Source organism: Bradyrhizobium sp. BR 10289, assembly GCF_019455385.1.
In the GTDB taxonomy this organism is placed as follows: Bacteria; Pseudomonadota; Alphaproteobacteria; order Rhizobiales; family Xanthobacteraceae; genus Bradyrhizobium.
Genome location: NZ_JACOFR010000022.1, coordinates 88,334 through 106,669, shown reverse-complemented (window position 1 = coordinate 106,669; position 18,336 = coordinate 88,334). Strand labels below are relative to the sequence as shown.

Annotated in this window: 13 protein-coding genes and 1 tRNA gene; 7 read left to right on the top strand and 7 right to left on the bottom strand. The window is 64.6% G+C overall.

The features are described from left to right. Window positions 1-24: 24 nt before the first annotated feature. The 4 genes from HYH08_RS29005 to HYH08_RS28990 are packed head-to-tail and all read right to left on the bottom strand — an operon-like array spanning window position 25 to window position 4,486. Window positions 25-948: an amidohydrolase family protein gene (locus HYH08_RS29005; protein ID WP_228748132.1), complete on the bottom strand. Its 924-nt coding sequence runs from the start codon at window positions 946-948 to the stop codon at window positions 25-27. Between the two features lie 24 nt (window positions 949-972). Continuing rightward, window positions 973-2,238 carry a CaiB/BaiF CoA transferase family protein gene (locus HYH08_RS29000; RefSeq protein WP_220013241.1) on the bottom strand — a complete coding sequence of 422 codons (1,266 nt, stop codon included), beginning with the start codon at window positions 2,236-2,238 and terminating at the stop codon, window positions 973-975. After that, entirely contained in the window at window positions 2,235-3,098 is an 864-nt protein-coding gene (locus HYH08_RS28995; RefSeq protein ID WP_228748131.1) for an HpcH/HpaI aldolase/citrate lyase family protein, read from the bottom strand. The genes HYH08_RS29000 and HYH08_RS28995 overlap by 4 nt, the downstream gene beginning before the upstream one ends. Window positions 3,099-3,112: 14 nt before the next feature. Continuing rightward, window positions 3,113-4,486 carry a 2-hydroxycarboxylate transporter family protein gene (locus HYH08_RS28990; protein ID WP_228748130.1) on the bottom strand — a complete coding sequence of 458 codons (1,374 nt, stop codon included), beginning with the start codon at window positions 4,484-4,486 and terminating at the stop codon, window positions 3,113-3,115. Window positions 4,487-4,606: 120 nt separating this feature from the next. Here HYH08_RS28990 and HYH08_RS28985 point away from each other — a divergent pair, with 120 nt between their 5' ends. From HYH08_RS28985 to HYH08_RS28975, 3 genes are all read left to right on the top strand, one after another. Next, window positions 4,607-5,506 (top strand): LysR family transcriptional regulator, encoded by a 900-nt coding sequence (locus tag HYH08_RS28985; RefSeq protein ID WP_220013240.1) that lies wholly within the window; start codon window positions 4,607-4,609, stop codon window positions 5,504-5,506. Between the two features lie 141 nt (window positions 5,507-5,647). After that, window positions 5,648-6,820: a thiolase family protein gene (locus HYH08_RS28980; RefSeq protein ID WP_220013239.1), complete on the top strand. Its 1,173-nt coding sequence runs from the start codon at window positions 5,648-5,650 to the stop codon at window positions 6,818-6,820. 276 nt (window positions 6,821-7,096) lie between these two features. Continuing rightward, entirely contained in the window at window positions 7,097-8,626 is a 1,530-nt protein-coding gene (locus HYH08_RS28975) for an FAD-dependent monooxygenase (RefSeq protein WP_220013238.1), read from the top strand. 12 nt (window positions 8,627-8,638) lie between these two features. Here the strand turns inward: HYH08_RS28975 and HYH08_RS28970 are convergent, their stop codons facing one another. Further along, complete coding sequence (locus tag HYH08_RS28970) at window positions 8,639-9,790, bottom strand: AI-2E family transporter (RefSeq protein WP_220013237.1); 1,152 nt, start codon at window positions 9,788-9,790, stop codon at window positions 8,639-8,641. 149 nt (window positions 9,791-9,939) lie between these two features. After that, window positions 9,940-13,323 (bottom strand): PAS domain S-box protein, encoded by a 3,384-nt coding sequence (locus tag HYH08_RS28965; protein WP_220013236.1) that lies wholly within the window; start codon window positions 13,321-13,323, stop codon window positions 9,940-9,942. 522 nt (window positions 13,324-13,845) lie between these two features. Between HYH08_RS28965 and HYH08_RS28960 the strand changes: the two genes are divergently transcribed. The 3 genes from HYH08_RS28960 (at window position 13,846) to tcmP (ending at window position 15,806) form a co-directional block, all read left to right on the top strand. Next, entirely contained in the window at window positions 13,846-14,283 is a 438-nt protein-coding gene (locus tag HYH08_RS28960; RefSeq protein ID WP_220013235.1) for a phasin, read from the top strand. 336 nt (window positions 14,284-14,619) lie between these two features. Continuing rightward, a tRNA-His gene (locus HYH08_RS28955) sits at window positions 14,620-14,696 on the top strand. Between the two features lie 219 nt (window positions 14,697-14,915). After that, the gene (gene tcmP, locus HYH08_RS28950; RefSeq protein WP_220013234.1) at window positions 14,916-15,806 is read left to right on the top strand and encodes a three-Cys-motif partner protein TcmP; all 891 of its coding nucleotides are present in this window, start codon (window positions 14,916-14,918) and stop codon (window positions 15,804-15,806) included. Here tcmP and HYH08_RS28945 read toward each other — a convergent pair. Beyond that, window positions 15,773-16,528, bottom strand: a complete 756-nt coding sequence (locus tag HYH08_RS28945; protein WP_220013233.1) for a DUF5131 family protein — start codon at window positions 16,526-16,528, stop codon at window positions 15,773-15,775. The genes tcmP and HYH08_RS28945 overlap by 34 nt on opposite strands. Window positions 16,529-17,403: 875 nt before the next feature. On the opposite strand from HYH08_RS28945, the gene HYH08_RS28940 reads away from it, so the two are divergent. Beyond that, window positions 17,404-18,162, top strand: a complete 759-nt coding sequence (locus HYH08_RS28940) for an alpha/beta fold hydrolase (RefSeq protein ID WP_228748129.1) — start codon at window positions 17,404-17,406, stop codon at window positions 18,160-18,162. Window positions 18,163-18,336: the final 174 nt, after the last annotated feature.

Here is an 18,336-nt window from a genome sequence, read left to right as displayed (position 1 = left end):
CGCGCTGGCGCTCCTGCGGTAGCGTCAGCGGTCGAACCCATAAAGCCGCGTCGGATTGTCGACCAGGATAGTGTTGCGGGTATTTTCATTGCCGGCCCAGGCTGCGAGCAGGTCGAATAGCTCCGCGTCGTCAGGCTTGTGCTTTTCAGTGACATGGGGCCAGTCGCTCCCCCAGACCAGGCGATCGGGCGCGACCTTGACGAACGCCTGCGCGATGCGCGTCGCGTCGGCATAGGGCGGCCCCTGCTCGGTGTTGAGATAAGCGCCGGCGAGCTTCACCCAGGCGCGGCCCTTGCCCGCGAGATCGGCAATCACGCCGAAGGCCGGATGGTCCGGTCCCTGTTTCGGCGGCAGCCGTCCCATGTGGTCGAATACGATTCCGCAGGGCAGTCGGCCAAGCATCGCCGCCGTCTCGACGATCTGATCGCCGGACATGTGAAGCTGGACGTGCCAGCCGAGATCGGCGATGCGCCGGGCCAGTGGTTCGATCATGTCGATCGTGGTCACCGTGTCGCTCGGATTCCAGACGCTGAAGCGCAGTCCGCGGATGCCGCCGGCATCGAGCCGCTTCAGCTCCGTATCGGTCACGTCGGGATGACAGACGCCGACGCCCCGTCCGTTCTTGCCGAGCCGGCTGAGCGCATCTAGAATGCAGGCATGGTCGGTGCGGTGATATTTCGGCTGCACCGGAACCGCGCGCGTCGTGCCGATGCGGCGCTGATGCAGCACATAGTCATCGAAGGTCGAGCCCGCCGGCTTGGTGCTTTCCGGCGTCGGAAAGCGGGGATCGATGATGTGGAAATGCGCGTCGCAGGCATTTGCCGGGGCTTTCGTCTTCGGCGCCTCGGTGCCGGAAGAACTGGGGCTCGCGTCGGCTGCCGCATGACGTGATTGACCAAGTCCGGCGGTCGTCGCGGCGGCCGCCGTGACGAAGGTCCTTCGTGTCATCTGGGGAATCATCGAAGCTCTCCGTTAAGGACTGGAACTGGGTTTGGCCGGCGCCGCCTTGTTCGGGGCTTCGCAGACCACGTTGGCTTGGCGCAACGCTGCGTAGCCGTCCTCGCCGATGCCGATCTCGCCGAGCAGCTCGCGATTGTGCTGGCCGAGCGCGGGGGCAGGCGTGCGGATCGCGCCCGGCGTCTGAGACAGCCGCGGCACCACGTGGTGCATCGGCAGCTGCCCCATGTCCGGGTCCGGATAGTCGGCGATCAGCTCGCGGGCGATGACGTGCGGATCGGCCATGATCTGCGGGGTGTCGTAGATCGGGCCGATCGTGACTTCGGCTCGCTCGAAGAAGGCGACGTTCTCGGCCTGTGTCCGTGCGCCGATGAACTCGCCGATGATGGCGTCGAGCTCGTCGGCATGACGCAGGCGGTCGGCGTTGGTGCGGAAGCGCGGGTCGTCGACCAGCTCGGGACGGCCGATGGCGCGGAACAGTCGCTCGGCCATCTTCTGGATCGAGCCGGAGAGGCTCACATAGTGTCCGTCGCTGCATTTATAGGCGTTGCGCGGAGCCGAATTGGTGGAGCGGCTGCCGGTGCGCGGCTTGACCTTGCCGGTGAGCCGGTAGTTCGCGGCCTGCGGGCTGAGGATCGCGAAGAGCGGGTCGAGCAGTGGTAGATCGACGACCTGGCCGCGTCCCCCCTTCACCTCGACCTCGCGCAGCGCGATCATCGCGGCGGAAGCGCCATAGATGCCGGCGACGCCGTCGGCGAGATACATCGGAGGCAATACCGGTTCCCGGTCTGCAAAGCCGTTGATCGCGGCGAATCCTGACGCGCCCTCGATCACGGTGCCGAAGCCGGGACGCTGCGCATAGGGACCGTCCTGCCCCCAGCCGGAAATCCGGATGATGACCAGCGATGGATTGAGCGCCAGCAGCACCTGCGGCGACAATCCCATCTTTTCCAGCACGCCGGGGCGGAAGCTCTCGATGAAGATCTGGGTCGACGGCACCAGCTTCCGGATGATCTCGATCGCGCGCGGATCGCGCAGCGACAGGCACAGGCTCTTCTTGTTGCGCGAATAGACCTTCCAGTGGGTCTCGACGCCCTCGGTTTTCCAGGCGCGCAACGTGTCGCCCTCGGGCGGCTCGACCTTGATCACCTCGGCACCGAAGTCGCCCAGGATCTGGGTCAGCACATTGCCGGCGAACAGCCGCGACAGGTCGAGGATACGGACACCATCCAGCGTGCCGCTGCGACCGGGCTCATAATCGCGGGCGTGCAATTGGCTCATGGCGTGGCCTCGGTTGTGATCGTGTCGGCCAGCGCCACGATGGCGCGGGCGCGTTCGACGAATGGCTTGTCGATCATATGGCCGTCGACCAGATAAGCGCCGACGCCGCTTGCGTCGGCGGCGGTGGCGGCGGCCACCACCTTGCGTGCCCAATCGATCTCGGCTGCGTCGGGCATGAATGTCTCGTTGGCGATCGCGATCTGGCTTGGATGGATGCAGCTCTTGCCGGAAAAACCGTGCGCCTTCGCCGACAGGCATTCGGCGCGGTAGCCGTCGGTATCCTTCACCGCAGCGAAGGCGCCGTCATAGGCGGCGATGCCGGCCTCGGCGGCAGCAAAGCGGACGGCAAGGCGGATATGGGCGAGCGCGTCGCGATCTGACCTGCTGATGCCGCAGGGTTCGAGCAGATCGGCATAGCCGATCTGCAGCCCCACCACCCCCTGATGCGAGGTGGCGAGTGCGGCGGCGTTGCGCAGGCCTTTGGGCGTCTCGACGTTGAGCAGTACGCCGACCTGTCGGGACGGGGTCTGCAGCCTTTCGATGCGCGCGATCGCCTGGATCACCGCATTCGCGTCCTCTGCCATCGGCAGGTTGATGATATCGACCGCCAGTCCGGCGAGCGCTTCGATGTCGGCGTCGAATTCGGCGGTGCCGAACGCGTTCACCCGGACCAGGATGGATTTGCGGGTGGCCGGCAGCTCGCGCAGGAATTTGGCGAGCAGCGCGCGCGCTAGCGATTTCTGGCTTTGAGCAACCGCGTCCTCGAGATCGAACGACAGCGCGTCGGCGGCCGAGTTCAACGCCTTGTCGAACAGCTCGGGCCGCGAGGCCGGGACGAACAGCTTGCTTCGCATCAGCATGTCATTGCCTCCGCTCAGATGATCTTGAAGTGGGCCATCGCGATGATCGCGAGCGTCACGGTGATCGCGCCGCCGATCCGGGTCGCGACTTGCGCGAACGGCATCAGCTCCATCCGTTCGGCCGCGGTCAGGATCATGACGTCGCCGGTGCCGCCGAGGCCGCTGTGGCAGGCATTCACGATCGCGGTCTCGATCGGATACATCCTCAGCAGGCGGCCGACATAGAAGCCCGTCGCCGTCAGCGTCACGACGGTCGCGATGATGGTGACCAGATTGGCCGGATGGAACGCTTCCACCAATTCATGCCACGGCGTCAGGGCCACGGCGGTGGAGAACAGCAGTGGATAGGTCACCGCGGTGACGAAGAAGCGGAACACCACACGGGCGCCTTCCTCCAGCGAGGCCGGTACCGCGCGGAAAAGCTTGACCAGCACGACCAGGAACAGCATCGCGACCGGCGCCGGCAGGCCGATCAGGCTGTGGATCAGCGTGCCGAACACATAGATGGCGATGCCGGTGATTCCGCCGGCGGCGACGGTTGCGACGTCGATCGGAGTGACGCCGGTATGCGCGTGGTCGCCGCCCGCATCCGCCGTATCGCCGGCGCCCGGCTGGAGCTGGCCATTGCCGGTGAGCTCCGGCCGCCGCTTGCCGAACGAGTTCAACGCCCCGCAGCAGATGATGGCGACCAGATTGCCGAAGAACACCAACGGCAGAATCTGGCCGAGCATGGCGCCCTGGTCGAGGCCCAGCGCTTCCGCATACCCGACCGAGAGCGGGATCGCGCCTTCGCCGACGCCGCCTGCCATCACCGGAACGACCACATAGAGGATCGAACGCCAGAAGCCGATCCCGCACAGCCAGCCGACCATGCCGCCGACGCCGAGCGCGAGAATGGAGCCGGTCGCGAGCGGAACGAAGATTTTGACGAACCCCTGGATCAGCACGCGCCGGTCCATGCTCAGGATCGAGCCGACGACGACGGCGGTGATGAAAAGATAGATGAAGTTGGTGGACTTGGTGAAGGTCGTGACCTGCTGCACCAGGGGCGCCGGCAGGAGCTGATGCGCGACCAGGAACGAGGGCAGGAAGATCGTCACCAGCGAGGAGCCGCCGATCACGTTTAGGATCGGCACGCGGCGCCCGATCTCGGCACAGGTGAAGCCGCCGGCGACGAGCACGGCGATCATCACGGTGACCTCGCCGGAAATCTTGCCTTTGAAGGAGAAGACCGCGATTAGCCCGAGCAGCAGCAGATAGATCGGCAGCGGAATGATGCCGATCCGCACATCCATCGCGCGCTGGAGCAGATTGGGGCTGGCTCCGTCGATCGCGGCTACGCTCTCGGTCGCTCGATGCACGGGCCTTGCCGCCGCGTTGGTCGTCATCGTTCCCTCCCTGGATGTTCGATTGGGGCGGCGGTTCTCCGTCCGTCGCCGGCGGCGATCTTGCGGGAGGACGTCCTTTGCGTAAAATGCATTAATTGCAATTTTTCATGAGGGATATGCATGAAAATCCCCATCGACGGCGTGCAGGCCTTCGTCCATGTCGCCGAGCTCGGCAGCTTCAATCGGGCGGCGGAGCATCTCTCCATCACCCAGACCGCGTTGACGCGCCGCATCCAGCGGCTGGAGAGCTTTGTCGGGCTCCGCCTGATCGACCGTACCACGCGCTCGACGGCGCTGAGCCCGATGGGAAAGGATTTCCTGCCGCTGGCGCGGCGCATCGTCGACGACCTCGTCCACGGCCTGGACCGGCTGCGCACGACATCGCGGCTCGGTGTCGGCGACGTCACGCTGGCGACGTTGCAGTCGGTCGCCTTCCGGCAATTGCCGCTGGCGTTGCGCAGCTATGCCAGGAAGTATCCGCACAATCGCATTCAGCTTTTGGAGCGGTCCGGCGCGCTGGTCACCGATGCGGTGCGCGAAGGCCAGGCCGATTTCGGCATTCATATCCAGCAGGATGCCAATCCGGATCTCACCGAGGAGATGCTGATGCGCGATCCCTTCGTTCTGGTTTGCAGCCGCTCGCATCCGGCCTCGAAGCTGAAGCGGGTGGGGTGGTCGAACCTGGGGGGGATCGATCTGATCACGCTCGGCGGTGCGAGTGGCAACCGTCGCATCGTCGAGACGCAGCTCGTCAAGGCGGGCCTTCAGACGCGCGGCCGCTTCGTGGTCGAGAGCACGCCGAGCGCGATCGCGCTGGCGCGGGAGAATGTCGGGGCCGCGATCCTGCCGGCAGCGATGAATGCGACCACGGTCGCGAGCGGCCTCGTCGAGGTGCCGCTGGTCGACCCGGTCCTGTACCGCGCGATCGCCCTGGTGCGGCGGCGCAACGAGACATTGTCGCCCGCCGCCAGCGCGCTCTACGGAATCATCAAGGCAAGGCTTTGCAGTGACAAGCGGTGAGGCCCGAACGGGACACCGGTCGTTCCGCGCGCCGGAAATCCGACGGCAACTATTTCTGTTGCCTTTTCTGTTGCCTTGGCCGGATATCTGTACGAATAGCGTCTGAAGAGCCACAATCGACGATCTGAAAGGGAGAAAACAATGCGTGAAGCCGTCATCGTTTCCTACGCGCGCACCGGCCTCGCCAAATCCGGCCGCGGCGGATTCAACATCACGCCGCCGATGTCGCTCGCGGCGCACGCCATCCATCATGCGGTCGACCGCGCCGGTGTCGAGAAGGATTATGTCGAGGATTGCTATCTCGGCAATTGCGCCCATGGCGCGCCGAACATCGGCCGTCAGGCCGCGCTGCTTGCCGGCCTGCCGAAGTCGACCGGCGGCGTCTCGGTGAACCGCTTCTGCTCCTCGGGGCTCCAGACCATCGCGATGGCCGCCAACTCGATCCGTTCCGACGGCGCCGACTGCATCGTCGCCGGCGGCGTCGAGAGCATCTCGATTCCCGGCGGTCCTCTGCCCAAGGAAGCTGTCGATCCGGACCTGCTCAAGACCGCGCCCGACATCTTCATGGCGATGATCGACACCGCCGACATCGTCGCCGAGCGCTACAAGCTCAGCCGAGAATACCAGGACGAATATTCGCTGGAATCGCAGCGCCGCATGGCCGCGGCGCAGCAGGCCGGCAAGTTCAAGGACGAGATCGTCCCGATGAAGACCAAGATGAAGGTCGTCGACAAGGCGACGAAAGCGGAGAGCATCGTCGACTACGTGGTCGATCGCGACGAATGCAATCGCCCCGAGACCACGCTGGAAGGATTGGCAAAACTCGAGCCGGTCAAGGGCCCCGGCAAGTTCGTCACCGCCGGCAATGCCAGTCAGCTCTCGGACGGCGCGGCCGCCGTGGTGCTGATGGAAGCCAAGGATGCCGAGAAGCGCGGCATCAAGCCGCTCGGCCGCTTCGTCGCCTGGGCCGCGGCGGGCTGCGAGCCGGACGAAATGGGCATCGGCCCGATCTTCGCCGTGCCGAAGCTCCTGAAGCGCCACGGCCTCAAGATCGACGACATCGATCTCTGGGAGCTCAACGAGGCCTTTGCCAGCCAGTGCCTCTATTCGCGCGACAAGCTCGGCATCGATCCCGAGAAGTACAATGTCAACGGCGGCTCGATCGCGATCGGCCATCCCTTCGGCATGACCGGCGCCCGTCTCACCGGCCACCTGCTGCAGGAAGGCGCTCGCCGCAAGGCGAAGTGGGGCGTCGTGACCATGTGCATCGGCGGCGGCCAGGGCGGCGCGGGGCTGTTCGAGATCTACAGCTGATCCACACCACTCGAATGTGAAAGGCACGGCGCCGCAAGCGCCGTGCCTTTTTCGTTGCGCATCCATGGCCGCGGAGCTATATCGCTCGCGTCGGAAAAGGCAGATTTGGTCTGGTAAGCCCAAATCCTTCTGGTAACGGAAGCTCTGGTCTTTGGCCTTGTGCACGAGATCCCCACGACGAACATCGGGCGCCATTTTGGCGCTCAACCGTTCGTCCGTGTGATCCTCGCAAGCATCGGGAACGCTCCGGTCGAACATCGGCCACAGGAGCGTCTCATGCAAACCCAATCCACTGTTACTTATGACGTCATCATTGCGGGTGCCGGTCCCGTCGGCCTGTTTCTCGCCTGCGAGCTGCGGTTCGCCGGCGTTGCGGTGCTGGTGCTGGAGCAAGCGCAGGATCCGCATTCGCCGTTGAAGCAGCTGCCGTTCGGCCTGCGCGGCTTGACGATCCCGACGACCGAGGCCCTTTACCGGCGCGGCCTGCTGGACGAGATCGTCGCCGCGCAGCGCGCGAGATCGGGTGCGATCAAGAGCGCTGCGCACTGGATGCAGCGGGCGCGGAAGCCCGCAGGTCACTTCGCCGGCATTCAGTTCTTTCAGGACGACATCGACGTCGCGAAATGGTCCTGGCGTTTGCCGACGCCGGCCGATGCCCATGTCGCCGTCGATATGGAAACCCTCGAAACCGTTCTGGCCGCACGCGCAGCGCGCCTCGGCGTCGAGATCCGGCGCGGCTTCGGCGTCACCGCCATCACAGCGTCGGAGCAGGACGTCGTCGTGCAGGCGGCCGGCGAGATTTTTCGCGGAGGCTGGCTTGTCGGCTGCGACGGCGGCCGCAGCACGGTGCGCAAGCTGTGCGGCTTCGATTTCGTCGGCACCGACCCCGAATTCACCGGATATTCCGTTGCGGCGGAGCTGGCCGATCCCGAGAAGCTCAGCCCGGGCCGCAACTTTACGCCCACGGGCATGTATACGTTTGCAGAGCCCGGCACGATTGCGTTGGTCGATTTTGACGGCGGCGCTTTCCACCGCAGCGCGCCGATCACGATCGAACATGTGAAGGCCGTATTGCGCCATGTTTCGTGCACGGATGTCACCATCAGCGCGCTCCGCCTTGCCACGACCTGGACGGACCGCGCGCGTCAAGCCTCCACCTATCGCCGAGGCCGCGTCCTGCTCGCCGGCGACGCCGCCCACACCCATTCGCCGCTCGGCGGCCAGGGCCTCAATCTCGGCCTCGGCGATGCCATGAACCTCGGCTGGAAGCTGGCCGCGACGATCCAGGGCCACGCGCCGGACGATCTGCTCGACAGCTACACGCAGGAGCGCCATCCGGTGGGAGCACAAATCCTCGACTGGTCGCGCGCGCAAGTCGCGATCATGCGGCCGGAGCCGGGCAGTCGCGCGCTCCAGGCCATCATCCGCGACCTCATCGACACGCGCGACGGCGCGACCTATTTCGCCGAGCGCGTGCGCGGCGTCTCGCTGCGCTACGATCTCGGCGGCCGCCATCCGCTGGTGGGCCGCTCTGTTCCCGATTTTGAACTCTCTGACGGTACGAGGATCGGAGAACGTCTCAGAGACGCGAAGGGCCTCCTGCTGGACTTTGACGCGCGCGCATCGCTTCGGATGCTTGCGCGCCGCTGGAGTGACCGGATCGCGTATGTCGGAAGTGAGCCGAAGGATGCGCTGGGCTTGAGCGCCGTGCTGGTGCGCCCCGATGGTTTCGTCGCGTGGGCAAGCGACGGCCCGCCCGATCATGACGCAGCAGCCGAGGCCGCGTCGCGTTGGTTCGGGGACTAAGGCGCTGCCTGATCACGCCGCGGTATCGCAAATGGTCGGGCGGAAGATCCACTCGCGCCAGACCACCAGCAAGGCGGCCATGATCACCGGACCCAAGAACAGTCCGAGCAGACCGAAGGCGGCAAGGCCGCCGAAGATTCCGACGAACGCGAAGAGAAACGGCAGCCGCGCGGAATCGCCGACCAAGGTCGGCCATACAAAATGATCCCCGGCGAACATGACGATGGCGCCCCAGAAGAACACCCCGGCGGCTGCGATCCCGCTGCCGCCGCCCGCGAGCAGGACCAGCGCCGCTACCGTGAAGGCGAGCCAGGCGCCGAACGGCAGCATGGCGAAGGCCGTCGTGAGGATCGTGAAGACGATGGCATTCGGCACTCCCGCGACGAGATAGCCGACGCCGATCAACAACCCTTCCCCTGCCGCGACCAGGACCGTGCCGTTGACCGTGCCGCGGGTCGCATCGACCATCTTCTCGGCGAGACCTTCTCCAGCCTCACCGAGGAGCCGATCGCAGGTCTCCAGAATGCGATCGGCGATCGACCGGCCGTTGCGCAGCAGGACGAACAGCGCCAGCAGCGAGAACAGCAGCAGGAAAAACCGATGCAACAGCTGCCCACCGAAGGTGCGAAACAGATCCGACGCGTTGTCGGCATTGACCGATTTCAGCCATTCCGCCGCGGCCTTGGGGTCCGACAGATTGCTGCGCCACCACTGCTGCACGTTCTCTGCGGCGATCGGCAGGCGGGCAAGCCATTCCGGGACTTCGATCCCGCTCTCTCCGGCCTTCTTCAACCAGCCGACCAAGAGATCGCCCTGCTGCGCGATCTGATAGATCGCAAGCGACATGGGCGTGAACAGGATGAGCGCGACCAGGAGGGTGAAGACGAATGCGGACAGGCCGGACGGGCCGGAGCTCATGCGCGCGGCGAACTTGACGTAGAGCGGCCACAACGAGGTTGCCAGAATTGCGGCCCAGATCAATGCCGGCAGAAAGCCGGCTGCGGTCCACAAGGCGAGGGCGACGAGAATGAGGGCGAGCACGACCCGCGCATTCATGCGCGCCGTCGCGCCTGTCGGCAGCGGCTTTCGTTCGTTGGCCGTCGGGCCGTCGTTCCGTTTGAGCGGAGCCTTCTTCGCTGCCGCGGATTTCAGGCGTTCGGCCATGTGCGATCACACGAGATGCGAGGGCTGCAGGGGAAAAGCAACGGGACCAGTACGTTACACAAGCCCCGAGCACGCCCTCGGTTCCCGATCGGGAAGAAGTTGCAAGGCCGGCGCCCGCCGCGAGGGCCGCACGACGGGACTCTTGCGCCTTACGCCCCCGCCACGACAGGCGTGAACACCACTTCGATCAGCGTGCCCGAGCTCGCGCCGCTCTTGATGTTGAACCGGGCGCGGTTGGCTTCGACCAGGGCCTTGGTGAGCGACAGGCTCAGCGCGGAATTGTCCGCGGCATCGCCGGGCGGCGGGGTGCGGAACGGCTCCATTGCGGCTGCGACCTCGCGCTCGGTGAGGCCGTGGCCGGTGTCGCGGATGCGCAGCGCGACCTCGCCGCGGTCGGTCACGGCCGTGGACACGATGACCTGGCCGCCGGCGCTGGCGAGCCGGATCGAGTTCGAGATCAGGTTCATGGTGATCTGCCGCATCGCGCGCGTGTCCGCGGTGACCTGCGGCAGCGCATGCGCGAGCGAGGTGCGGATGATGATGCGCTCGCGGTTGGCCTGAGGCTGCATCACCACGACGCAGGCTTCGACCAGGTCGTTGAGGTTGAGGTTGGCGAAATTGAGATCGAGCTTGCCGGTCTCGATCCGCGACAGCTCCAGCAGATCGTTGATGATCGCGATGACGCGCTCGCCGGAGGCGCGAATGTCCTTCATGTATTCGCCGTAGCGCTCGTTGCCGAGCGAACCGAAGCGTTCGGAGATCATCACCTCGGCGAAGCCGATGATGGCGTTGAGCGGCGTGCGGATCTCGTGGCTGATCCGCGCCAGCATGTCGGCTTTCGCATTGGCCGCGCCATCGACCAGGCGCCGCGCTTGCGTCAGCTCGCTCTCGTCCTTCTTGGCGTGGGAGAGATCGCGGAACACGGCGAAGAAGTTCGGGCCATCGGGACGCGTGCGGCCCATGATCATGGCGAGCGGAATGACGCCGCCCTTCTTCTCGCGGCCCAGCACCTCGCGGCCGTGGTCGAGCAGGCTCGCAATGTCCTGGCTCTTGAGGTTGTCGAGATAGTCGAGCACGACATGCTGGCTCTCGGGCGCGAACAGCGTCACCAGGTTCTGCTGCATCAGGGCGGCGCCGTCATAGCCGAACAGCGCCTCGGCGCTGCGGTTGCAGGCGTGGATGTTGCCTTCGGCATCGAACATCACGATGCCCTCGGCCGTGGTGTCGAGGATCGCGGCGAGATCCTCGGCGTCGGCATCGCCGGCCTGGGCCTCGGGCTCCGGCGCGAAGGGAACGGTCTCCGGGACGATCGGCTCGGCCGCGACGGGCGGCACCGCGGGCGCAGCAACGACAGGTGCAGCCTGCGGCAGCGCGCAGATCAGCGCATGCGCGCTGTCGCCGTCCCAGTCGATGGTGTGCAGATGCGCTTCCGTGGTCGGCAGCGGCACCTCGCCATTGGCAAGCGTCGCGCTGATCGTGACGGGCGTTCCTCCTTGCGACGTGCTGCTGGCAGAGGACACGCCCGGCTCGACATAGAGCGCATCCAGCCCGCCGGCATCTTCCAGCGCGGCGAGGCTGGCATAGCCCATGCGCGCGAGGAACGCCGGGTTGGCGTAGAGCAGGCGGTCGAGGCGATAGATCAGCATGCCCGTGGGTACGAGGTCGAGCAGCGCGCGGTCGCGCACGCTGTGGCCTTGCGCGGGCGGCGCCGGCTCGGTCAGCCATTCCGCCGCGGCTTGCGGTGCTTCCAGCTCAGGCTCGGGCATCGGCGGCTCGGGCGTGAGCTCCGCCGCCGGCGGCTCCGACGCATTGGACGCGATCGTCTCGCGCTCGCGTTCGAGCCGCTCGGACAATTGCCGCGCGAGCTCGTTGAACGCGCTGTTCTCGACAGGCGTCAGCGTCGGCGATCTCTGATCGCCGGGTGATTTGACATCGCCGGCGGGGCGGAACGGCACGACATTGGGAGGCGTTTCCACTGGCGTTTCCGGATCGGTTCGATGTGAATGCGCTTCGGTGACGGGTTCGGGTGGTTCGGCGACAGGCTCGGGTGTGGGCTCAGGCTCGGGCGGCACGATGACCGGGGGCGGCGCCTCCGCGACGGGCTCCGGTTCGGGCTCCACGATGTCCGCGGACAGGTGTGCCGGCTGCGCGGCCAACAGCTCGAACCGCCGGAGCGCATCGAGCCGGTTGAGCGCGTCGAGATCGCGGCAGACGCCGAAGCCCTTGAAGCCCGCAAAGTTGCGATTCCCGTCGTAGATCGGCAGGCCCGCCAACTCGACCGGCAGATGCTCGCCGCCATCGGCCGGCCAGTTCACGGTGATGCCGGCCCAGGTGTCGTGGCTATCGAGCGCCTGCGCGACGCGGCCCTCCGGATCGAGCGAGAATTGCTCGGCGATCTCGCGCCAGGGCCGGCCGAAGCCTGCGGCGGTGTGCGCGCCGATCAGGCGGATGAATTCGTCCGAGGCGAGCACAAAGCGGCCGTCCTCATCCATCTGCCAGAGGAAGCGCAGCGGATGCTGGCGCGGTGCGGGCGGCTCTGCTGACGGCGGCTCGACCATGCCTGATGTGATGGGCGCAGCCTGCGGCGGCACAATGGCCTCATCTGGGTTATCAACCGGAGTCTCTGGCGCGGCTTCAGCCGGCCCTTCGGCGGCTTCCTTCACGGCGTCCTGGATCGTCACGATCTCCGTCGCCGGCGCGCTCGCCTGCGCCTCTTGCGCGGGCGCCTCGACCGGCTCGGCGAAAGCATCGAACAACGCGATGTCGACTGGCGCTTCGTTCGGCGGCGCGGCTTGCACATCTTCCGGCACCGCTCGCGGCGGAGTATCAGCACCAGCAGGCCGAGCGACTTCTTTCGTCGCAACTTCTTCCGCCGCCGCCCGCACGGCCGGCTCGATCAGCGCGACCAAAGCGACATCCTCGCCAGTGCCGACCCGCTGCAGCACCATCTGACCGATGCCGACAGGCATCTCGGCGCGGCCTGTCTCAAGCGCATCGCTGCGTGCCTGTTCGAGGCCGGCTTCGGTGAGATCGCGGAAACCGAGCAAGGAGCGCGCGGCTTCGCTGGCGCCCGCGAACAGTCCGTCGGGCGCGAACGCCGCCATCGGCACCTTGGCGCCGTCGACGAGACGGTGCAGCCGCTCGACCAGCGGCATGGTGCGGCCCACCGGATCCATCGCCGTGACGAGCACGCCGTGGCCGCCGTCGGCGAAGTCGAGCCGCGCGCAGGCGCAGGTCATCAGTGTGCCGAGCCGGGCGCCGAAGCCGCGCAGCCGCTCCAGCCGCACAGTGCCGCCCGCCGGCAGCTGGCGGGCGAGCCGGGCCACCTGGCGACGATGGCCATCGGCCGGTCCAAACATCTTCTCTGCAAGCGCGCTGGAATTCGCCGCGCCAAACAGTTTTGCGCCGACCGGATTGGCCCAGAGCACGCGCGTGCCGTCGATCGACCAGAGCCAGGTGGGAAGCTGCGACGTTGCGTGCACGGCCAGCCTCGGATCGCCCACGCCTCGCAACTGGAAATCCGAACTATTCATCCGACCGGCTTCAAGTCCCGCTTGTGGCGTCACGTCACGAGGCTGCCGGGAATGACAGCCTTAAGAAAGGGTTAGTATCGCCTGCGGCGGCGGGCAGGTCCACGTCCCGCACCCGCCAAAAGCGGCCTTAAGCCGCGATAACCTTAATGTGGCTGAACCCGCAAGCAGCAAGCCGGTGGCATCCGCAGGATTCAGCGTGACGGACAGGGGACCCTCCGCCGTCATTCCGGGCTCGCGCAAGCGGCGCGCCCGGGAATGACGGCGCGGGGCATCTCGCTACCTCAACCCCGGGTTCCCATGCGAAGGAACCTCGCTCTCTCCGAGATTAAATTTTGCATCGCACCCCGCCGCCGCATTGCGTTGCACAATGTTGACATGTTAGGCAGCCATACGACTGGGCCATTGGGCGAGCCAGCTTGTTCGTGTTTCCAGTCTTCGTACCCGCTGAATGTCAGGCTTTCGGGGCCCGGCGGGCGCGCCGGAGGGCTCACTCGATTTTTTCTTTAAGCGTGAGGGACAACCATGACAGGTGCGACTGATCCGTTTTCTGCCTCGATCATTCCGTTCGAGGTTCCCGAGCAGGTGCGTGCGTTCGCCGAAAAGGGCGTGTCGCAGGCCCGCGAAAACTACGCCAAGTTCAAGGACGCGGCCGAGACCCACAACGGCACCGTCGAGGCCGTATTCACCACCGCCAGCAAGGGCGCGAGCGAGTACACCGCCAAGCTGGTCGAGTTCATGAAGGCCAACTCGTCGGCCTCATTGGACTTCGCCCAGGAGCTGCTCAGCGTGAAGTCGCCCTCGGACGCCTTCGCGCTCTGGACTGGCCACGCCAAGACCCAGCTCGAGACCTTCCAGGCCCAGGCCAAGGAGCTGGTCGAGCTCACCCAGCGCATCGCCTCCGAGACCGCCGAGCCGATCAAGGCCAGCGCCTCGAAGTTCTACCAGCAGCCCGCCGCCTGATCTTTCGGCAGGTCTGTCGACTTCAGAAACCCGGGCCGAAAGGCCCGGGTTTTTCTTACCTCTCCAGCAGGGAGAGGTCGGATCGCCCCGGCGATGCGAAGCATCGTCCGGACCGATCCGGGTGAGGGGCTCAGGTCTCACGAGCGGAGGGCGCCCTCTCAATCACGCATAGACACCGGAATTGGCGATTTTCATCGTACGAGCTGTGATTTCCGCCGGTTTTTCGCACCATTGCGGCCTTGCCAAACCGGGCCGTTGCACCTAGTTTCCGCCCCGTCCAGCCCCCTCGGTTGTCGGCCCTCTCAAGGGCGCCCCGCAAGGGCGGCTCGCAAGGATGCAGTTGTAGCTCAGTTGGTTAGAGCGCCTGTCTGTGGAACAGGAGGTCGGTGGTTCGAGCCCACCCAACTGTACCAATTAGATCAATCAATTAGACGTGGCAGCCATATTTCCTGGCGGGCCCAGATACGAAACAGCTACCACTCTGCTAGTTGCGCCGGTGGCCCCAGCACGCCGGCAGCTAGTCGCGACATGCCCTACCGCTAATTTGCGGTAAGTCCAAAATAGGGGCGCATTGCTAGTAGGCCGCGACTCGTGGTTGAAATGATCCTTTCGCCCCAAATGAGTTTGCCGCAATGCCAGTCGATCACGAGTTCGGCGATCAACACACAGAGCTAAAGCTCTCCATTGTCGAAAAATACCTGCACTTCTTCACCACAGCGCTAAGAGGAAAGTTCGGAGAGCTTTGGTATATCGACGCCTTCGCAGGCACTGGCTCGCGAACTGTTCGGCATGAAGAACGGCCGGCTGGCCTCTTAGACGGTGGCGAGCCGGAAAGAGTGGAGCGCCGCCGCGGCTCAGCCAAAATCGCTATCGACGTGCGGCCGGCCTTTGACTTTATCGTCTTCATCGAAAACAAGCCGACGTATTTCGCGGCTCTGGAAGAATTGAGAGCGATCCATTCGGGCAGGCGCATCGCGGTGATCAAGGACGACGCTAACGATGCACTCCAATCGCTCATCGCTGGCAACAGCTGGCATTCTAAGCGCGCCGTCCTGTTTCTCGATCCGTACGGAATGCAGTTGGATTGGTCGACTCTCGAAAGGGTGGCGGCAACAAAGGCCATCGATGTTTGGTTTCTATTTCCGCTGTCCGGACTGTACCGTCAGGCGACGCGCGATCTGACCGACGTTGACCAGCACAAACGAGCCGCCCTCACTCGCATGTTTGGGTCCGATGCATGGGAAGAGGAACTCTACCCAAAGACGGTCCGAGAAGATTTGTTTGAGGGGATCGTAGAGGAGCCGCGGCAGCGATCGGCGGACGTCGCCGGCCTTGAGGCGTACGCCAAAAAGCGGCTGGAAACTATCTTCTCGGCGGTACTCAAGCCACTGCCATTACCTCTACACGATCGCCCGCAGCGCTTCTCGTTGTTCTTCTGCGTTTCGAATGATGATCCGAAAGCGATAGGGCTGGCCAGCCGCGTCGGGAATCACATCCTCAAAGCCGGCGGCATGGCGTCGTAAGTGCGGCCGTGGAGCAGGCGGCCGGCAGCTTTCTTGTTTTTGCCTCCCCATTGTTTGAAGAAGAATGCCGTTCCAGCGCGCTGGCACATGGCTTCGATCTCCTCCACCCATTCAGGCTTCATCTCACGTGCTCGCGGTCCGCTTTCTCCACCGACGATTGCCCAATCGATGCTGGATAAATCTCCAGCGGCGACAGAGCCGATTAGGGGCTCAAAGGAGACGAAGCGTACCGCCGCTGGCACGGCTCGTAGCGCGTCTAGTCGTGAGAGTACCCGCGAGTCTTCAACGCTTGTGCCCAGCCAGACGTTCGGCAAAACACTGAACCGGGAATCTGAAAGCATCTCCACCATGGTCTCAGGACGCTTAGTCAGAATTTGGTAGGTGTGCCGCGGTGTTTCTTTCATCACCCTCCACACCTGCAAAACGAACGTTTTCGGGACCTTCGGATGAAAAAGGTCGGACATTGAGTTGACGAACACCTTCCGCGGCTTCTTCCAAGCCTGCGGCGCTTCGAGAGATTTGGCGTCCAACCGGACCCTTCCGGTCCAAACTGCTCGGCCGCCGCTCTTGCGGGTCAACCCGGCGTATTTGTCGAGCCCCATTGCATCGAGCCTGGCCGCCATTCGCATGGCATAGCAATTGGTGCAGCCGGCCGTCAGCACGGTGCACCCGGCAACGGGATTCCAAGTTGCGTCGGTCCATTCGATTGAAGTTTCCGCCATTGAAACACTGAATCAGAAGACCGCGGAGATGGGAATCAAAATTTGAAGTTGGCGGCCAATCATCGGCGCGTTTCAGTACTGGGTCCCATTAGCTGGTCCGCGATATCCGGCCACCTATCCGCCCCGGCGGATCACAGTGACAGTGTTGGGCCGCACCCCTGAAGTGATACACGATAATTGTAGTGACAGGCGTTTCGAGGATGACCTGTGGCAAGACGAAGAAAGAAGCGTCAGCTTCCGACGGCGTGCAAATTGAAGGCGATCAAGCTGGGTTGAGCAGGGCGAAGACGTTCTCTCTGTGGGTCGCGAGCTTGGGATCTCCCGCATGAGTCTCCGTGACTGGATCATGGCTTAGAGCGCCAATGGGCCAGATGGCTTGGATGACATCAGAGAGAAATCGACGCCAACGCCGACGTACAGCGCTTATGCCGCTTCGCGGGCTTGCCGTGCGCGACCTACTTCCGGCATCTTAACAGGCACAGTCGTGAGGCGGCCGAGTGCGAGCTGCGCGACCAGCTCCAGCGTAATTGATTCAGGCATCCCTTCTATGGCTACCGACGCAGTGGCGACCGGCACAATTCATTCGCGCCAGCCCTTTTACCTCTTTTAACTGGCCTTATCCCGACCAGCCGCATCTACTGTCCGCACAGACTGCGGCTCGACGGGAAGATCACGACAATGATCTCCTTCGTGGCCAATGTTTCGCGGCAATGCGAATCCCAGGCGATGCTCGCAACGGCCGGTCTGCGTGTGCCCTGACATCTGCGCGGCGGCCGTGCGTTGATGGTTGGGCGATCGCATGCAGCGCTCGATTTTCTCGTGCCGTTTGCGGAAGCGGCAAGACCGAGACCTCCGCCAAATGAAGGAACGTCACTATGAAATCTTATAAGAGCACTATCGGCCTGGGCGTCCTGACCGCGATGATTGCAGTCGGCCAGCCGGTGTTGGCTGCCGAGCCGAAAGCCAAGACCGCAGTCCTCGTCCATGGCGCTTTCGCGGACGGGTCGAGTTGGGAGAGGGTCATTCCGTATCTCGAAAAGGCCGGGCTCAAGGTCGTCGCGGTCCAGAACCCGCTCGACTCCTTGGACAACGACGTTGCCGCGACCAAGCGGGCGATCCGGAATGCAGAAGGCCCTGTCGTCCTTGTCGGCCATTCCTGGGCCGGTGCCGTCATCACCGAGGCGGGAAATGACGACAAGGTCAAATCGCTCGTGTATGTGGCGGCCTACGCGCCCGACAAGGGCGAGTCAGTGAAGAGCGCCACCTCGAAATATCCTGATCCCGAGAGCCTGAAAGCCTTCGTCAAGGACCCCGACGGCTATCTCACGATCAGCGATGAAGGCATCAGGAAATATTTCGCGGCCGACCTCCCGCCGAAGGAGCAGGCCGTCGTCGCGGCGACCCAGGGACCCTTCCACATCAGGACGCTGACCGCTCCGATCAGCCGGGCTGCGTGGCGGGAGAAGCCGACTTTCATGGTCGTCGCGGCGAAGGATGCGATCATTCCGCCGCAAATGGAGCGCGACCAGGTGAAGGCGGCCAAGGCGACGGCCGTCGAGCTGCCCTCGAGCCACGTCGCGATGCTGTCGCACCCGAAAGAGGTCTCCGAGCTGATCATCAAGGCGGCGAACTAACGCCGCCACAAGAGATCGTGCCCGGCACGGACGACAGCCAATTGCGTCGGCCTGTCTTGAAACAGCTGTCGGCAAAACGCGCAGGATCATGGCAATCAGAACTATCGTTCTTGGTCATGACGCTTTTGCCGGCGGCTCTTGCCGGGCATAGCTCCTCGGCCCGCGATGCGCTAT